We start from the raw sequence: 17052 nt of genomic DNA on the forward strand, positions 1-17052 counted from the left end.
CCCGCCTAGTCGCGATTGCGGTTGCGCGTGCGTCGGTTGCGTTGGTTGCTGAGGGAGCGGGTGCGGCCGCGCGGCGCGGGGTTTGCCGGTGTTTCGGGCGGCGCTGTGTCGTTGAGGCGTTGTGCGATTTGCTCGGCTTGGGCGCGGACCGTCGGGTATTGGAACATTTCCACCATGGTAAGGGTCGGGCCGAAGCGGGTTTCCAACTGTTGGTGAACCTGGATCAGGCTCAGCGAATGCCCGCCGATCTCCAGGAAATGTTCGTTGCGGCCGACGCGCGGCCGTTCCAGCACCGCGCACCAAATTTCGGCCACGGTTTGTTCCACCGCGCCCGCGGGTGCCTCGAAGCTCTGGCTCGCGGCGGCGGCTTGGCGGGGTGAGGGCAGCGCCTTGCGGTCGATTTTGCCGTTGGCTGTCAGCGGCAAACGCGCCAGTTCGATGAAGTGGGCGGGGACCATGTAGTCCGGCAGTTGTTTGGCGAGGTGCGCGCGCACCTCGCTTGCCGCCAAGGTAGGTCGCACCGGTACCGTCTCTTCGCCCAGCAAGGATTTGTAGAAGGGCGTGGCGCGGTACACGGCTTTGTGGTGGAAGGAAACCACCTCAATCGGCTGAAAGCCGCCGTCGGCCTGTTCCAGCGTGCCGCTGACGCGGTAATCGGGGTTGAGGCCGTTGTCGCACAACGTGCGGCGCACGGTGCCGCGGAAGACATCGCCGGCGGCGACCTCGATGGGATCATGGGGCAGCGGCAGGTACAGCGGCAGCCAGGATTCTTGTGATTCCAGCGTGTCTAGGCCGTTTTGTTCGTCCGGGAATAGGGTCAGCCAAACCAGGAAGCCGTGACAGCGGCCGTCGCGGTGGAAGGTCAGTTTGATTGGGTGTTCGTGTTCCAGCGGCAGTTCTTCGGTGTACTGCAGTTCTTCGAAGATGCCGTCGTCGGAAAGCAGGTTGCGGCGACCCGCGTTTTTGAGACACAGGCGCAGGTCGAAACGGTAGCCCTTGTCGGCGAAGATGCGCTCCACGTAGGAGGCGGCCGCCTTGGGGAAGGCCATGTCCAGGCCTTCTTCCAGGGAAACCGCGGCGATGCGGGTGGCGGAGCGCTCGGGGATCATGTGGCTTGGGTTGTGGAGAAAACGGCGCGCGTCGTTGATCAGTTTGGCGGCGCCCTCGGAACCGCCGATGGAACCGACAATCTCGGAAATGCAGTAATCCACCTTTTCCGGGAGATCAACTTCCATGGCGTTGCCGTGGATCAGGGTGATGCGGTCCTCGAGGCCCAACTCGGCCACCCGCTGTTTGGCCTTGAGGTAGGTTTCCTCCAAATACTCAATCGCGGTGACGTGGGTGGCGCCCGCTTCCAGGGCCAAGCGGGAAAGGATCACCTCGGGGCCGGGTCCGATCTCCACCACGGTTTTTCCAGGTAGCACCTTGGCGAAGGCGCGTTGGTAACACTGGTTGCGCTGCTCGTGGGCGGCCATGGTGTGGTACAGCGTGTCGTCGTAGATGAAGAACTCGGCCACCGACGGCCACAGCTCTAGGCGCGAGCCGAAGGTGTAGTAGGCGGCCGGGGTGGTGTTGCCGTCCGCGTCTTGGGTGGCGACCACGCTTGCTTGGCTGATGGTGGGATGGCTGGTCAGCGCGTGTTCCACCTCGCCGAGCTCGACGCGGTAACCGCGCACCTTGACCTGGTGGTCCTTGCGGCCGACGAAGATCAAATTGCCGTCCGCGGTGAGGCGGGCCAGGTCGCCGGTGCGGTAGAAACGGCGGCCCTCGGCGTCGGTGGGAAAGGCGTGTTCGGTGCGCTCGGGCCGGTTGTGATAACCCAAGGCACAGCCCGGTCCACGCAAGCACAATTCACCAACGACGCCTGGCGGCACGGGGGTGTCGCCGTCGAGCAGGAGGGCGTGGGTGCCGGCGATGGGGCGACCGATGGGAACCCCCTGTTCGGTGTTTTCGGAGGCGCGGACGCGGTGGATGGTTGCGCACACCGAATATTCGGTGGGGCCGTAGGCGTTGAAGAACTGCAGCCGTTCCGCGTAGTACCGCGCGTCTTCCGCTTGGGCCGCTTCGCCCGCGCTGATCAGGACCTTGAGGTCGTCGAACGCGGGGCGGTTGAGCCCGCGCAGGTAGGACGGCGGCAAGGTGATCGCGCTAATCCGTTGTTCCCGCATGAAGGCGACAAAGGCCGACGGGTCTTGTTGGGTTTCGGTTGGGACGGGCAGCAAACAGGCGCCGGAGAGCAGGGCCATGGTGATTTCGGAGAGTGCCGCGTCAAAGGCCGGGTTGGCGAACCAGGCGACGCGGTCGCCCGGGCCGATGCCGAACGTCTTGATTTGTTGTTGGATCATGGTGGTAAAACCGGCGTGGCCGAGCAGGGTGCCCTTGGGACGACCGGTAGAGCCCGAGGTGTAAATCATGTAGGCCGGTGCGTCCGGGGTGACCGCGTGCGCCTCGGCGTCGAAGCCGACCGCGCCGCCGGGTTCCCAATCGCGATCCATGCAGAACACCATGCCGAAGGGCAGGTAAACCTGGTCCTCCCAATCGGTGAGGGTCAGCACGAAGGAGGCCTCGCTGTCTTCCAACATACCGCTGAGGCGTTCTTCCGGTTGGTTGGCATCGAGCGGTAGGTAGATGGCGCCGGTTTTGAGCACGGCGAGCAGGGCGACCACCGCATCGGCGCCGCGCGGCAGCAGGCAGGCCACCGTGGTTTCCGCCGCGACACCCATCTCGGCCAGTGTCCCGGCCAGGTCGTCGGCGCGCGCGTTGAGGCTTTGGTAATCCAGGGTTTCGTTCTGCCAAGTAAGCGCGGGGGCCGTCGGTGTCGCCGCCGCTTGGCGCGCAAATAGGGTGTGAATACAGACGGGCTCGCCGGTTTCGGCTTTGGATTGGTCGAGGTGGGCCAAGGCCGCGTGGTCCGCCTCGGTCAGCATGGTCAATGCGGAAAGCGGTTGTTGCGGCGCTTCTAAAACGGTGCGGAGCAGAGCTTGGAACCGCGCCGCCATGGCTTCAATGCGCGCCGGTTCGAAGAGGTCGAGGGCAAACAGGAACCAGCCCTCGAGGCGCCCCTCGTTTTGCCACAGGTGCAGTTCCAGGTCGACGCGGGCCTGATGGTTGAAAAAGGGTTCCGCGGCGGCGGTGATCCCGTTGAGTTCGGGTACGGGCATGGGTTCGTTTTGCAGTTCAAAGACAACCTGAACCCAGGGGTTGAAACCCAAATCCCGTTCGGGGTTAAGCGCGGCGACCATGGTTTCGAAAGGGAGCAATTGATGGGCGTAGGCGTCGCTTGCGACCTTGTGCACGCGGCGCAGGACCGTGTCAAAGTCGGGATCGTCGGCGAGCGAGGTGCGCAAAACCAGCACATTGGTGAAGAAGCCGAGGATGGCGTCCATTTCGGGACGGGGCCGGTTGGCAAAAGGTGCGCCGATGACGACATCGTCGACACCCGCGTGGCGTGCCAGCAACATGTTAAAGGCGGCGGCGAGGGTCAGGTAGAGCGTGGTTTCCCCGGCGCGTGCTTTGTCTTGCAAGCGGGTGACCAGGTCGGCGTCCAGGGTAAACGGCAGCATGCCGCCGCGGTGGGACGGTGTCGCGGGACGAACGTGGTCGGTGGGAAGCTGGAGCAACGGGGGTGCGTCCGCCAGGGTTTTGCGCCAAAAGGCCGTCTGTTGTTCGAGCAGGTCGCCCTGAAGTTGGTTGCGCAGCCAAACACTGTAGTCCGCGTATTGAAAGGGCGCGCTGCCCAGGCTGAAGCTGTCGTCGTCGGCCAAGGCGTTGTAACAGCGCGACCATTCCGAGAGCATGAGGCCGAGCGCGTGCCCGTCGATAATCATGTGGTGTGCGACCAGCAGCAGCACGCTGTCCTCGACGCCGAGGCGGACCAGTGCGACGCGGAACAGCGGTGCTTGGCTCAGGTCAAACGGGGTTTGTGCCGTTTCGCGTTTCAAATCGGCGAGGGCTTGATCGCGGTCGCCGGCCGCGAGATCGCTTAGGTCGTAGTAGGTGAAACCATGGTCGGTGCGGTCCACGATCAGTTGCACGGTTTGGTTGCCTTGGGTTTGGCCGCCGGTGCGCAAGATCTCGTGGCGGGCGACCACCTCGCCGAGCGCGCGGCGCAGCCGCGCCACGTCCAGTTCACCCCGCAGGCGTAAGCCGAGCGTTTCGTTATAGGTGGCGCGCGAACCTTCCATGCGGTCGATGATCCACAAACGTTCTTGGCCGGGAGAGAGGGGGAGCGGTTGGGTGCGGTCGGCACGGGTCAAGGCGGGTAGCTCGCTTTCTGTCGAGGCGCCGGCGATCAATTCGGCGATGTCGCTCAGAATCGGTTTGGCGAAGATGCGGTCGACCGGCAGGCTTACCTGGAGTTGTTCCTGGATGCGCGCCACCATCGTTAGCGCGTTGATCGATTGGCCGCCCAGCTCGAAGAAGTTGGCGAACACATTGTTGATCGGTTGTTTGAGCAGGTCGCGCCAGATCGCACACAGGGTCTCTTCGACCGCGTTGCGCGGCGCCTGGTGTTTGTTGCTTTGGTTGCGGTGCGCCTGTAGCAGGCGTGTTACGTCCAGGGTGCCGTCCGCGTTCAGGGGTGGATCTTCTACCGTGACGACCGAGGGAACGAAGCGGTTTCCGAAGGGGTCGATCCACGTGGGCGCCACGGGTTCTCCCTCGGTGGTGCGGGCCGCAAACACCGTTGGCGTGTGGAGCGGCAGGCTTTCTTCCGCGCAGAACATGCGCACGGCCGGGTGGTTGCCGTTCACGCCGACCAATAGGTGGTGCGCGTCATAAGCAAGTGCCAGTTCCAGGGCCGCCAAACCTTGGCGGGGTGTCAGCGCTTGGAACCCTTGGTGACGGAGGGTTTCGCCGATGGGTAACCCCTGGCTCATGCCGGTTTCGGTCCAAGCACTGAAGCTGAGACAGCGGGCGTCGATGCCTTGCGTGCGCTGCCAAGCCGTAAACTGTTCGAGGAAGCTGCCCGCGGCCGCGTAGGCGCTGAGCCGTGCACCGCCAAACCAAGCGTTCACCGAGGACACCGCCAGGAACAGGCAACCCGGATGGGCCGCGGCCACCTTGTGTAGGGCCAGGGTGCCCGTTACCTTGGGCGCGAGAACCGCGTGGATGCCGTTTACGTCCTCCTCCGCCACCGTGCGGAAGTGGTAGCCGCCGGCGAGGTGCAGGATGCCGTTTAACGGTTGGTTCCATTGGTCGCCTTGTTCTGTGATCAGGTTATGCAGGTCCGGGTTGTCGCCGAGGTCGACCGAGGCGTAGGCCGTCTGTCCCTTGAGTTCCTCAAGTGCCGCGCGGGTTTCCGGGTTGTCGGCGTTTGTGCGGCCGAGGATCAGCAGCTTGGCATCGTATTGTTCGATGAGTCGGCGGCAAAAATGGCGGCCGACACCGCCCAAACCGCCGGTTACTACGTAGAAGCCGCCTTTTACAAAACCCGTTTGGGTGCGTTCGTCGGCGGAGAAGGTCCTTTTCTTAAGTCTTTGGATTTCGCGGGCGCCCTTGTGGAAACGCACGATGGGGTCGGTGATCGGCGCATGACATTCGGTTATCAAGGCGTCGCGGTGGTTCTGAACATCGCGCGCTAGGTGAATCAGTTGGGTTGCGCTGCCGGCGGTCTCGCGCGGCAACGACGCCAAGAAACCCGCCAGCGTTGCCTTGGCTGGTTCAAAGGGTGCCTCGCCCTCGGGGTCCGCGCCGACGGCCGCGACTTTTATTTGCAATGGGGTGCCGGGATTTACGAGATCGCGAACCAGTGTGAACAACGCGGTCAGGCCGTCGCTCGTGTCGGCTGGGTCGTCCGGGCCGGGATCGACCGGCCACAAAATCAACCAGCGGGCTGGGATGGCGCCCTGTTGCTCAAGGGCCGCGCGCAAGGCGGTGACGCTTGCGGCGTCGGCTGGGTTCACGTGATGGTCGGCTTGCACCGCGTCCTGTTCGCGGCGTACCGTGATCACGGGACCGGTTTCCATCAGGCGCGGGACGATGCTGTCCGCCAAACCTTGTTGGTCGGCAAAGACCAATAGGGGCCCGGCGCTTTCGACCAGGGGCACCGCGGCTTGTTGTGCCGCCCGCCAAACCGGTCGGACCATCATGTCCGGCAATTGATCGTCGATGTCCTGTTCTTGGTTGACCAAGTCGCGGTAGAGGCCGTCTTCAAAGCGTTGCTTCAACAACCCTCGCTGAATTTTACCGATGGCCGTTTTGGGAACGGCCTCGGTCTCAAGCGGGATCAGGTACTTGGGAACCAATCCGAAGTTTTTGGCGACCGCGCCGCGAATGGCGCGGAACAACCCGTCTCGGGCCGTGCCCTCAAGGTTGGTATTGAAGAAGACCGCCAAATCTTCCTGGGCACGATCCGCATCGCGAACCGCGCAAACCGCCGTGTAGGAAACGGTGACATCTGCATGTGCTTCCACCACCGCTTCGATTTCATGGCAGTAAAAGTTGACACCGTTGATCACAATATCGTCTTTTTTGCGGCCGGTAATTACCAACTCGCCTTCTTCTAAATAACCCAAATCACCGGTGGTGAACCAGCCGTCCTTGAAGGATTCGCGGTTTTGTTCGGCATTGCGATAATAGCCGTGGGTGACGGAGGAGCCGGAAACCTGGAGCAAGCCGATTTCGCCCTCGCGCAGAACGGTGCCGTCCTCGTTGACAAAACGCAGTTGGGCGCCGGGGATCGGTGGGCCCAAGCGCACAAAGGGTTGGTCGTCGCGCATTTGGTCCGGGCCGAAATGGCCGCGCCAGGTGATGCCGGAACAGGTTTCCGACATGCCGAAGGCGGGGTGCATGGCATCGGCGGGTAAGCCGTGTTCACCGAGCAGGTTGACGAAGTGGCGCATGGTGCTTGCCACGTTGGCCTCGCCCGCGTTCACCAAAAAGGTCATCGAGCTTAAGTCGAAGCGACGTTGGGCCAAGGATTCGGCCTGTTCATTGATCAGGTTAAAGGCAAAGTTGGGTGCCCATGAAATCGTGGCCCGGTGGGTTTCAATCAATTCCAACCAGCGCAACGGCGCTTTCAAAATCCAATCCGTCGGCACATGGACCTGGCTGCAACCCAGGTCGACGGCGGTCATGCCCAGGAACCCGATCACGCCGACGTGGTCAAGCGGCATCCAGTTGAGGGTCACGTCCTCGCGCGTAAAGCCATTCATTTGAATGGTGCCGCCGGTCATGGCCATGAGGTTGCCGTGGGTCAAGGGCACGGCTTTGGGTTTGCCGGTGCTGCCGGAGGTTAGCAAAAACACGGCCGGGGTGTCGGTGTGGGCTGGATGGATTTCGTCGCTGGGTGGATGGGCGGCAAGGTCGGTGACAGGGACACAGGCCATGGCTTCCAAACCGGCGCGGCGTGCGTATTCGGGTAGTGCTTGGGCGGGTTTACCGGAAACCAAAACGGGGGGCTGGTCCAACATGTCCCAGGCATGGACGAGTTTGCGGAGGACCGCGGTATCTTGATCATAGGTCGGCGCCACGGTGACCGGCACAGGAATGATGCCGCCGAGCACACAGCCCCAGAGAGTCGGCCAAAATGCCCGACTGTTGTCGATTTGCAGGATGACCGGTTCGCCCGCGCGGCAGCCCTTTTTGCGCAAGCCGGCCAAAATGCAACGTGCCTCGGCGAGGGTATCGGCATAACTTTGGAAGGTGGTCGCGCCTGTTGCAGACAGGTGAAGGTAACCTTGTTGCGGGTCCCGCGCGGCATCCTGCAATAACGCGATCAGGCTCGGGCGGGTCGGTCGGGTCAGGGGACCGCCGTCGCAAAACGCGGGCTGTTCAGAAGGTGCGCTGCGCCTGATGTTGGCTTTTTTGGTGGGGGTCAAATGAGGTAAAAGCTGTGAAATCGAAAGTGGTTTTTCGGGGACGTGTTTATTTTCGAGCGTGACGGCAAAAATAGCCGCGCCCTTATCCGAGGACGCTCCTTGGCGTGCTGCCGGCTCATGGCTCGTGGTTTGCGTGGGAGATGGGCGAAACGCAAGCCGCGCATGGGTTAGGTGTGGGTCCTCGGGATCAAAAACCGGGATATCGCTCAAGGTTTCGGTACAAACGCGGCCGGCCGCATCGCGTGGCAAAACGGGAAGCTGGACCGCGGCGTCGAGCGCGGGAAGATGCGGGTTCTGGTGGTTCGCTTCTCGAATAAATGCAACTGATTCAAAGGGAAAAGCAGGAACAAGAAAGGCCGTGAAACGGTTGCGGCCCGCGCGGTCGTCGCGCGCAAGGACATGTGCTTCAAAGATCTCGGGCCGTTGGCGTAGCAGGTGAGACCAAAGATCGGACAGGCGGACCACGTCCACGCCGCCTGTGACGTTGGGAAAGCTCATTTTATCGCCCCAGTGTTGATTAAAGAGGATGTATCGATAATCGGGAAATGATGGATTTTTGAGAACTATGTGCCGTGGGAAAAGAGGAGGTGTTTCGGTATTTAATCACGACCCGGCAAGGCCTACCAAGTGAAAAGAATGTTAAAGAGGTCTAGTAAAGAATAACTTGCGGACGGACGGTTGTTTTTCTAAGGCAGTTTCTTAGCCGCCCCTACGAGAAGTTAGCGCGGGGTGAATGACCAACCCGACGCGCGTTCAGGTCCCATCGGTGGACCCATCAAATTTTCGCGGTGAAGGGTGGGTAACCATTTTCTCATTTGGCTGTGATTTGTTAGGTTTTCGTGAGCGAAGCGACCTCGATTGAAACCTGATCGCCGAGGGATGTTGTATGCAACCCGTGAACGGTTTGATCCTTACGCCTACCGCGATAAAAGAAGGTAGGGGAATCCTTGCTTGTGCTTGTCGTTAACTATTTCGGCCCCTCGGTGTCTTTTAGCGTTTTGAAGAAGTCTCGGAAGGCGCGTTCGCCTTCGCCGCTGATGGGTTTACCCGCCGGCGGCTGGTCGTGGAGGATGATGAGTCTGGAACCGGTTTTGGTCGGTAGGGCATAGGTGTCGAGGTTAAAATGTTCGCTCGCGAGTTGAACGGAGACGCGTTTTCCCCGCAGGGTCCGGCCGGAAAAATATCGGCTCACGTCGGTGATCCGTGGGTTTCCCTGACTGAACTCGCGCACCAGTTGCGCCGCCTGTTCTTCCGGGGTCATGACAATGGGTAAGCGGATGATGATAATACGCACATTGGGACTGGCCATGGTCCACACTTTGTGGTCGGGTCCTATGATCTGGGCATCCCATGAGAAGGAAGCCGGGTATTTGAAGACCAGGCCGGCGTAGGTAAACGTACGTGTCGCCGAGGCCCTGAGCACCACTTCCGGGTTGGTGTAGGTTCCGTCCAATTCAATGGCGTTATCGAGCGTTAGGGCATGGCGCCTGCCGTCGATGTGCAGTGCATAGTGTCGCTCGGGTTCTTGACTTTCGTCAGCCGCGTTCAGGATTCCGACCAAGCCGAGGCCAAGCAAAATTGCGGCAACGATCTTCATGGGCACCTTCTTTTTATGGGCACGAAGCAACGAGCGCGTTCCGGTCGTTTGGTTCAGGCGAAGGCACTCTTTGTAAACGTTCACATCGTTTGTTCATATCATCGGAAAGCCCAATCATAGCATGACGGCGACGGGATACTGATCGATTGATCGTGCAAAGACCTTTTCCATGTCCGGGCTACCCGTGTTGACGCCGCAACTGTGAGGCTCCAAGACACGGGGCAAAGGCGAGGTAAGGGTTGGCGTTTAGTTTTTTGTGGGACTTGCCGACAAAAACAATATTGATGAAATGGCTGGTTTAATGATTTTTTCATTCGAGCGCGATTTTGACGTCGAGGGCTGGACGATTGATATTCAAATCAAAGTTGAAGGCGATGAATCGATTAACAAAGTATCTGTAAAATACGGGAACAAAGAGCTCCTTCGCCAATCTTATCCCTTGGGGAAGGTTTATTGGCGGGGAGACTTCGATCAAGTTGGGCGTCGAAGAACGTCGCCTAGCCCGCAATTCTCACAAGGATTCGTCGCGAGAAGCAGAAAGCCTTGTGAGTACGAAGATTACGACCGAGAGACGGCACAGGCGTAGCAGCGCTACGGCGAAGGCGGCTCGACCGAGTAAGCGAAGTAATCGCATGGCTTTCGGCTTCGCAGCAGAATTCCTTGGGAGAATTGCGGGCTAGAGAGCACAAGGTACGGGTTACTGTTTGGGACCGGAACAACAACAAAAAGCACCCGGGGTTTTACGTCTGGAACGGGTAAGTTGTTTGAATTATTGCGCTTCTGTTCGCCGGGAGCCGCGGTTACCCAACGGCAAAATTCGCTAGTGCCTTTTACTTGGCGCGCAGCGCCTTGTACAGCCAGGCGCGGGCTGAGCGCCATTCGCGGCGGACCGTGGATTCGGAGATTTCCAGCACGTCCGCGATTTCCGGTTCGGTGAGGCCCGCGAAAAACCGCATCTCGACGATGCGCCCCTTGCGCTCGTCCATTTTGGTGAGTTCGGTGAGGGCGCTGTCCAGATCGATGATGTCGATTTCGGTGGTGTCGCCGAAGAAATGGATGGTTTCGCGCAGGGTGAGGTGTTGCTCGCCGGAGCCGCGTTTTTGGGCGTTGCGGGTGCGGGCGTGTTGCAGCAAGGTGCGGCGCATCAGCGTCGAGATGATGGCGAAAAATTGGGCGCGGTTCTGCCAGGTGATGCGGTCTTGATCGATCAGTTTCACGTAGGCTTCGTGGACCAGCGCAGTTGCCGAGAGGGTGTGGCCGCTGCGCTCGCCGCGCAGGTAATTTCGGGAAATGGCCTTGAGTTCGCGATACACCATTGGCAGTAATTCGTCCAACGCGGTACTGTTGCCGTCTTGCCATGAAATGAGGAGTTGGGTGATCGACGCTTTGTCTGGATCCGACATAAAGACTCCGTTTGCGGTGACGTTGGGTTGAGGTTAGGGGGTACGCCGCGGCAGGCTCCAGGCGAGGTGGGGGGAGGGGTTAGCGCAGGTAGCCGCGTAGCAGGTTTTGCAACACGCCCGCGTAACGGGGGTCGGCGCGGAGGTTGATCGCCCGCGGTTCTACCGAGAGGTAGCACAGGTTCCAGTCGCGTAAGGCGAGAGCCGTGTTAATAAGGGCAAAGGCTTGGTCACATTCATCCAATTGAGCGTGGAGCAGGATTAAGGTGAAGCGCATGCCCGGCGCTTGCTGGAGCAGGTTGATCAGTTGACGGCGAACCGCGTCCAAACCCAGTTCACGCTGCAACGCGGCCAGCGGGTAAACGACCTCGATGGGGAAACCCCAGGCGGTGAGCGCCTGTTGCAGCGCCGCGACGGCTTCTTCCGGTTCGCGCCAGCGTTCGTTGTGATGGTAGCGCAACCAGTGGGTGACGCCGTCGCCGCTGTCCATGGTGCGCGCCAGGTGGTTCAGTTGTTGACGGCTGCGCGCGCGATCATCTTGAAAATAAAAGGCCAGGGCTTTTTGGTGTTGGTAGGTTTGCGAGAGGGGGTTGCTTTCGAGCGCGGTGTTGAGCTGGGTGACGGCTTCCTCGAAGCGGCCGTTGGCCAGTAAAAAGGCGGCGTACCAACCGCGCGCGGGTTCGTTGCCGTCGGCGGCCAGTTCGGCGAACATGCGTTCGGCGCGGGGATAGTCCCAGTGCACCAAAAAGGCGACGAGCGCCTCGGCAAGCTGGGTTTCGGGAGCCACGGGGGCGTGTTCGCGCGCGGCGTCCAGGGAGGCGACAATCGCCGGGGCGACGGCGGTGGTATCGCCCAGCATGCCCGCTTCCCAGAGCAGCGCCTCCACCAAACCGGCGTGGCCCAAATGGCTGTTGGGATCGCGCTTTAGCGCTTCCTGAAAATGTTCCTTGGCCAATTGGCGCGCGGCGGGATTGAGTCGGTCCAGATGGTAGCGGCCCTGTTCGTAATGGCGGCGAACGCTTGGGTTTTCCTCGGGCGCGGCCGCCGCCCCCGTGGGGAGGGGTGCGATAAAACGGTAGCCGCGGCGGGGGACGGTCTCGATAAAGGTAGGGTTGGCTGCTTTGTCTTGGAGGCAGGCGCGCAGTTTGCTAATCGTGGTGTTCAAATTATCGGCAAGGGCCACGTGGGTATCGGGCCACAACGCCGCGGTAACCGCATCGCGGTCTACCAAATCGCCCGGTTGCTTCAACAATAAATGAAGCAAGGCGGCCGGTTTCTCCTGAATCGGGATCTCGCGGCCGGCGCGAAAAAGGCGGCGCGTCCCACTGTCGAACACGAATTGGCCGAATCTAAATTCCGGCATGGGAACCTCCTGACGGCACCATGGCTGTATCTTTTAACGACGGCACCCTGTTTCGCAAAGTTTAGAATAATCGCCAACACATTTACCACCAAAGGTTTAACCGTTTAGATTTAATTCAGATCCAATTCAGAATCGGTGACGGTGGTGGTCCCGTATCATGGGTTCGACGTTGTGCTTGAACGGGCTCAGGCCGGCAAGGGTGCGCACATGGGTTTTTTGCAGGCGTCTCCTATGAAACTAAAAGGATCTGAAAGCGAGGTAGTTATGGCACGTATTCACTTTTTCGAAATCGCGGACCTGCCCTGGTGTCCCCAATTCATTCGCGACGGCATTACCGATACCTTACAATTCCTGGCCGAGGCCGGCGACGGGTTTGCCCCGATGGTGCCCCTCCTTGCCGAGGCGCTAAATCGCACCGGCTGCACCGAAATCCTCGATTTAGGGTCCGGGGCCGGCGGGGGCTGGTTGAGCCTGGTTAAGCAGTTTCGCGAGCAAGCCGACTTAGAGCTTCACGTGCGGCTTTCCGATCTCTACCCCAACCATCGGGCCTTCGCGCGTTTGGCGCGGGAGAGCGACGGCCGTATCCAAGGCCTGGAAACACCGCTGGACGCAACCAAGGTGGCCCCGGAACAGAAGGGTTTCCGTACCATGTTCAACGGCTTTCACCATCTTCAGCCGACACAAGCACGGGCACTGCTCGCCGACGCCGTGGCGCAAAAACGCGGGGTGGCCGTGGTGGACGGCGATCCCAACCGCCTGCTCGGTATGGTGTTTATGCTGGTGTTTATGCCGCTGATGTTTCTGGTGATCCCGTTCGTAAAGCCATTCTCATGGAAACGCCTCTTTTTCACTTATATCTTGCCGCTCCTGCCCCTGGCCATTTTCTTCGACGGTATTGTGTCGGTCCTGCGAGTCTATTCACCGCGCGAACTCAATGCGCTGGTTAAAACGGTGCCGGGCCGGCAGGACTACGCGTGGCGCGTGGGGGTGGCGCCCATTCCCAAGTCGCCCTTGGGCTTGAGTTATTTGATTGGGACGCCCAAATAAAAAAAGCCGGTGGCTCTGATGAACCACCGGCAAGTTAACGCGAATGCGTTAGGAGTTTACAAGCTCCCTTCAAAATGCTCTACCACTTACACACTCACCAAAAAGCGACCAACCGTCCGAAAAAAAATAAAAAAAATTTGAAAGATGTCCGTGCGGCGGCCGGCTCAGGGTTTTTTTCTGTGAAACGAAGGGCAAATCCACCCCATTCGGCATTCCACCCCGTGGGGAAGCCGGCGTTTCTTTTGAAATCGGAGATTGTCGCCCATGTCCATTCTCGCTCGGGTATAATCGGCCATCATTTATCTCATTGTTTAACATTCTTTGGCCCGCGCGGAGGGAAACTTTGTGTGGCATCGCCGGTATTTTTAACCTCAACAGCGACCGCGCCGTGGTGCAGCGCGAACTCGATCTCATGCAACGCGCCATGGTCCATCGCGGGCCCGACGGCGCCGGAACCTTTTTGCCCGATCCCGAATTGGGGCTGGTCCATGTACGGCTCGCCATCATTGATCTGGTCGCGGCTTCCAATCAGCCGTTCCATTTTCGCGAGGCCGGTTTGTCGCTGGTCTTTAACGGCGAAATCTACAACTACCTCGAATTGCGCGAAGAACTTCTGAAACAAGGCTACGCCTTCCAAACCGCCTCCGATACCGAGGTGCTGCTCAAGGGGTACCACGCCTGGGGCGAAGCCGTGGTGGATCGCCTCAACGGAATGTGGGCCTTTGCGATTTGGGACGCGGGCAATAGACGTCTTTTCTGTAGCCGTGACCGCTTCGGCATCAAACCCTTTAATTACGCCGAGGTTGGCGGCCGTTTCCTGTTCGGTTCCGAAATTAAGTCGCTGTTGGCCGTGGAACCGTCCCTCGCCGAGCCCAACTGGAACGCGCTTTCCCTGATCATGCGGCGCAGCATCGGCGCGCAATCCCCGCAAACCTGTTTTCGCCAGGTACATCGCTTGCCACCCGCCCATAATTTAACCGTGGATGGCGACGGCGTGAAGCTGCGTCGTTATTGGGATTACCCGACCCACCAAAATCGCGAGATCAGCTATGAGGCGGCTTGTGAGGAAGTGAACCGCCTCATGAAAAACGCCGTGCGTTTGCGCATGCGCAGCGACGTTCCGGTCGGGGTCGCCCTTTCCAGCGGGCTCGACAGTTCGGTGATCGCGTGCTTGGCGGCACAAGTGCACACCAATCTCGAAACCTTTACCTCGGTGTACGAGCAGGGTTACCGCAGCGAATTTCCCGATGCGCGCAAGTTGGCCGAATCCGTCGGTCTGCGCGCCAACGGCATCACCATGGAAGGCAAAAATGTGATCGAGGTGTTGTCGCGGTGTTTGCACCATCTCGAATCGCCCCACGCCTCGCCCGCCATTTTGCCCTATTGGAACATTACCGGCGCCGCCCGGCGCAAAGTCACCGTGTTTCTGGAAGGGCAGGGCGCGGACGAGCTTTTGGCCGGTTATTTGGATCGCCTGCTGTTTGCCCACTTCCGTGATTTAATCGGTCGCGGCCGCTTCGGCCAAATCGGCCAGGATGTGCGCAGCCTCTACCAAACCGCCAAAAAAGAGCAGTCCATCGGCAGCAGCGGGGGGCCCAAGACCTATTTCGCCAATTTCATGCGCGGCATGATGCCCTGGGCACAACCGCTTTATCAGCGGTGGCGTGGTGACGGCGGTCTGTACATCGGGCCTTGGAACCGTCAACCGATCTTTCCCGATTTCCAACAACCCCATCCCGATTACGACCAGGTGAACCGCGATTTGCGGCGGCAGATGGAACAAAATTTGGTGAACCTGCTGCATTACGGCGATGCGATTTCCATGGCCCACGCGTTGGAATCTCGCTTGCCGTTCCTCGATGTGCATCTGGTTGAGTTCATGTTCTCCCTGCCCGGATCCTTTAAGTTCCGCGACGGTTTGGGGAAAAAGATCCTGCGTGACGCGATGCGGCCGGATGTGCCGGAGGAAGTGCTGTTCCGCCGTTTCAAAATGGGGTTCACCTCGCCGATTGCGCAATGGTTGCGCGAGCACAGCGAGGATGTGGTGCATCCCATTTTGTTCAGCCCGGAATGTCGCGATCTCGGTATTTTTGATCGTGCCCGCCTCGAAAAAATGGTCGGCGAACACGTGCGCGGTGAAGCCAACTACGCCTCGCAAATTTTCCGCTGGATCAGCATGGTGTTGTGGCATCGACAGTTCATCAAAGGATCGCTGCCGGTGGCTGCCTGTGGGTGAGTTGCGCCACAACCTCCTGCGTGTGATTGCCAACTTTGGTCGCTTCGGTGCCAACCTTGTTTTCGGTCTGCTGCTGGTGCGCCTGCTGCTCCAATTTGGCGGCGAGGTCTACAGCGTGGTGATTCTGTTGGGCACCACCATTGGGTATTTCCGGCTTTTCCCCGACGTGGTGCAGCAATCCATCATTCACGAACTGGTTTCCGCCTACCACCGCGAAGAGGAACCCGAGGCACTGGTCTCCGTTTTTGCCGCCGCGATTCGGGTCGGCCTGATCACGGCCGGGGTGATGGTGCTGGGGATCGTCCTTTTTGTCGCCTTGTTACACGCCGTGTTCGACATTCCGCCCGCTCTGCACGGGGCCGCCCGTTTTATGGCCCTGTGTATCGGCCTGCAAACCGTTGCCGTTGCGCTGTCCGCGCCGAGTTTTAACATGCTCAACGTTTGGGAACGCTTCGCCGAGGTCAACACCTGGATGGTGGCCCAGCGCGTGACCTTCCCCAGCGCGGCATTGGCGGTAACCTTCATGGACCTTTCCGGCGAGGCCGACCGCATTGTGGCCTACGGTTTTTTGTCGACACTGCTGTTTTTGGGGGTCTTGCTCGCGGCCGTGATTCGGGTGCATCGCCGCGAACCGCGCTTGCGGTTGTTCCATCCCGAGTACGAAACCGCGGTGGTGAAACGCATGTTGTTGCTGGGCGGTTGGAACACCGCCGCCAACGTGGCGCTCATGGTGCAAACCGTGTTTAGTTCGGTCCTGATGAACCGCTTTTTCGGCCTCACCGCCAACGGCATGTTCGGGCTGGCCTTGCAGTTGGGGAACTACGTGCGCATCATCGCCCACGGCATGGCCGGCGGGTTGGACACCATCTCGGCGCGTTTCGGCGTGGCCCACGGCGACGAAGGCATTCGCAAGCTGCTCTATTACGCCGGCTTGGCCCATACCTGGGCCGTGATGTCGGTGTTCCCCCTGCTGATGCTCTATCCGCAACAGATCCTGCAGTTGTGGATTGGGCCGGCCGAGGCCAATCCCGAGATCGATTATGGGTTAACCGCCAACCTGATTCGGCTATTCGCGTTCGGCGCCATGTTTACCGGCATCGCCGACGGCTGGATCAAACTCTTGATCGGTGCCGGCCGCGCGGCCGGCTACGCGCGCGCCCTGCTGCTGATTACCGGGTTCGGCATTCCGGCATCCCTGTTGCTCGCGCTGTTTGGCCCGGAATGGTTGCGGTTCTACAGCCTTAGCTTTCCCTACACGCTGTTTTACCCGTGCTTGGGTTTACCCGCCTTTGTTTATGTTCTGGCGCGTTGGAGCGGCTCGCGGCCGGCCCAGATTTTGGCACCTTTGGCGCGGGTCCTCGGCCCGGTGAGTTGCGGTGTCGCCGGGTTGTTCGCAGTGCGTGCCTTGGCGCTACCCGCGCCCTGGGGATTTCTGCTTGCCGTTGCGGCGCACCTGGGTTTGTACGCCCTGTCTTCCTGGTTCCTGCTGGTGGATGCGGGTTTGCGGGGTCGCATTCAAAAGCGGGTCTTGGCCCGTTTCACATCGGGAACGGACCAAGCGGGTTAATGTTTATACGGCGCGATGGGTG

At 60.2% G+C, this 17052-nt stretch carries 8 protein-coding genes; 4 read left to right on the top strand and 4 right to left on the bottom strand.

The features are described 5' to 3' along the window. Positions 1 to 5 precede the first annotated feature (5 nt). Positions 6 to 8318 carry a non-ribosomal peptide synthetase gene (locus J3U88_RS02685; RefSeq protein ID WP_207856588.1) on the bottom strand — a complete coding sequence of 2771 codons (8313 nt, stop codon included), beginning with the start codon at positions 8316 to 8318 and terminating at the stop codon, positions 6 to 8. Between the two features lie 469 nt (positions 8319 to 8787). Next, complete coding sequence (locus tag J3U88_RS02690) at positions 8788 to 9417, bottom strand: hypothetical protein (RefSeq protein WP_207856589.1); 630 nt, start codon at positions 9415 to 9417, stop codon at positions 8788 to 8790. Between the two features lie 256 nt (positions 9418 to 9673). On the opposite strand from J3U88_RS02690, the gene J3U88_RS02695 reads away from it, so the two are divergent. Beyond that, on the top strand, positions 9674 to 10003 hold the full coding sequence (locus tag J3U88_RS02695) for a hypothetical protein (RefSeq protein WP_207856590.1): 330 nt from the start codon (positions 9674 to 9676) through the stop codon (positions 10001 to 10003). Between the two features lie 244 nt (positions 10004 to 10247). Here the strand turns inward: J3U88_RS02695 and J3U88_RS02700 are convergent, their stop codons facing one another. After that, positions 10248 to 10820 carry a sigma-70 family RNA polymerase sigma factor gene (locus tag J3U88_RS02700; RefSeq protein WP_207856591.1) on the bottom strand — a complete coding sequence of 191 codons (573 nt, stop codon included), beginning with the start codon at positions 10818 to 10820 and terminating at the stop codon, positions 10248 to 10250. A 79-nt stretch (positions 10821 to 10899) separates the two neighbouring features. After that, on the bottom strand, positions 10900 to 12180 hold the full coding sequence (locus J3U88_RS02705) for a winged helix-turn-helix domain-containing protein (protein ID WP_207856592.1): 1281 nt from the start codon (positions 12178 to 12180) through the stop codon (positions 10900 to 10902). 264 nt (positions 12181 to 12444) lie between these two features. On the opposite strand from J3U88_RS02705, the gene J3U88_RS02710 reads away from it, so the two are divergent. From J3U88_RS02710 to J3U88_RS02720, 3 genes are all read left to right on the top strand, one after another. Beyond that, entirely contained in the window at positions 12445 to 13227 is a 783-nt protein-coding gene (locus J3U88_RS02710; RefSeq protein WP_207856593.1) for a class I SAM-dependent methyltransferase, read from the top strand. Between the two features lie 343 nt (positions 13228 to 13570). After that, on the top strand, positions 13571 to 15463 hold the full coding sequence (gene asnB / locus J3U88_RS02715; RefSeq protein ID WP_207856594.1) for an asparagine synthase (glutamine-hydrolyzing): 1893 nt from the start codon (positions 13571 to 13573) through the stop codon (positions 15461 to 15463). Continuing rightward, on the top strand, positions 15456 to 17030 hold the full coding sequence (locus J3U88_RS02720) for an MATE family efflux transporter (protein WP_207856595.1): 1575 nt from the start codon (positions 15456 to 15458) through the stop codon (positions 17028 to 17030). The genes asnB and J3U88_RS02720 overlap by 8 nt, the downstream gene beginning before the upstream one ends. Positions 17031 to 17052 lie beyond the last annotated feature (22 nt).

It is taken from the genome of Acanthopleuribacter pedis, from assembly GCF_017377855.1.
In the GTDB taxonomy this organism is placed as follows: Bacteria; Acidobacteriota; Holophagae; order Acanthopleuribacterales; family Acanthopleuribacteraceae; genus Acanthopleuribacter; species Acanthopleuribacter pedis.

Coding starts and splice junctions, on each gene's coding strand:
- J3U88_RS02685 (WP_207856588.1), bottom strand. CDS start 8,318: ATGAGCTTTCCCAACGTCACAGGCGGCGTGGACGTGGTCCGCCTGTCC.
- J3U88_RS02690 (WP_207856589.1), bottom strand. CDS start 9,417: ATGAAGATCGTTGCCGCAATTTTGCTTGGCCTCGGCTTGGTCGGAATC.
- J3U88_RS02700 (WP_207856591.1), bottom strand. CDS start 10,820: ATGTCGGATCCAGACAAAGCGTCGATCACCCAACTCCTCATTTCATGG.
- J3U88_RS02705 (WP_207856592.1), bottom strand. CDS start 12,180: ATGCCGGAATTTAGATTCGGCCAATTCGTGTTCGACAGTGGGACGCGC.
- J3U88_RS02710 (WP_207856593.1), top strand. CDS start 12,445: ATGGCACGTATTCACTTTTTCGAAATCGCGGACCTGCCCTGGTGTCCC.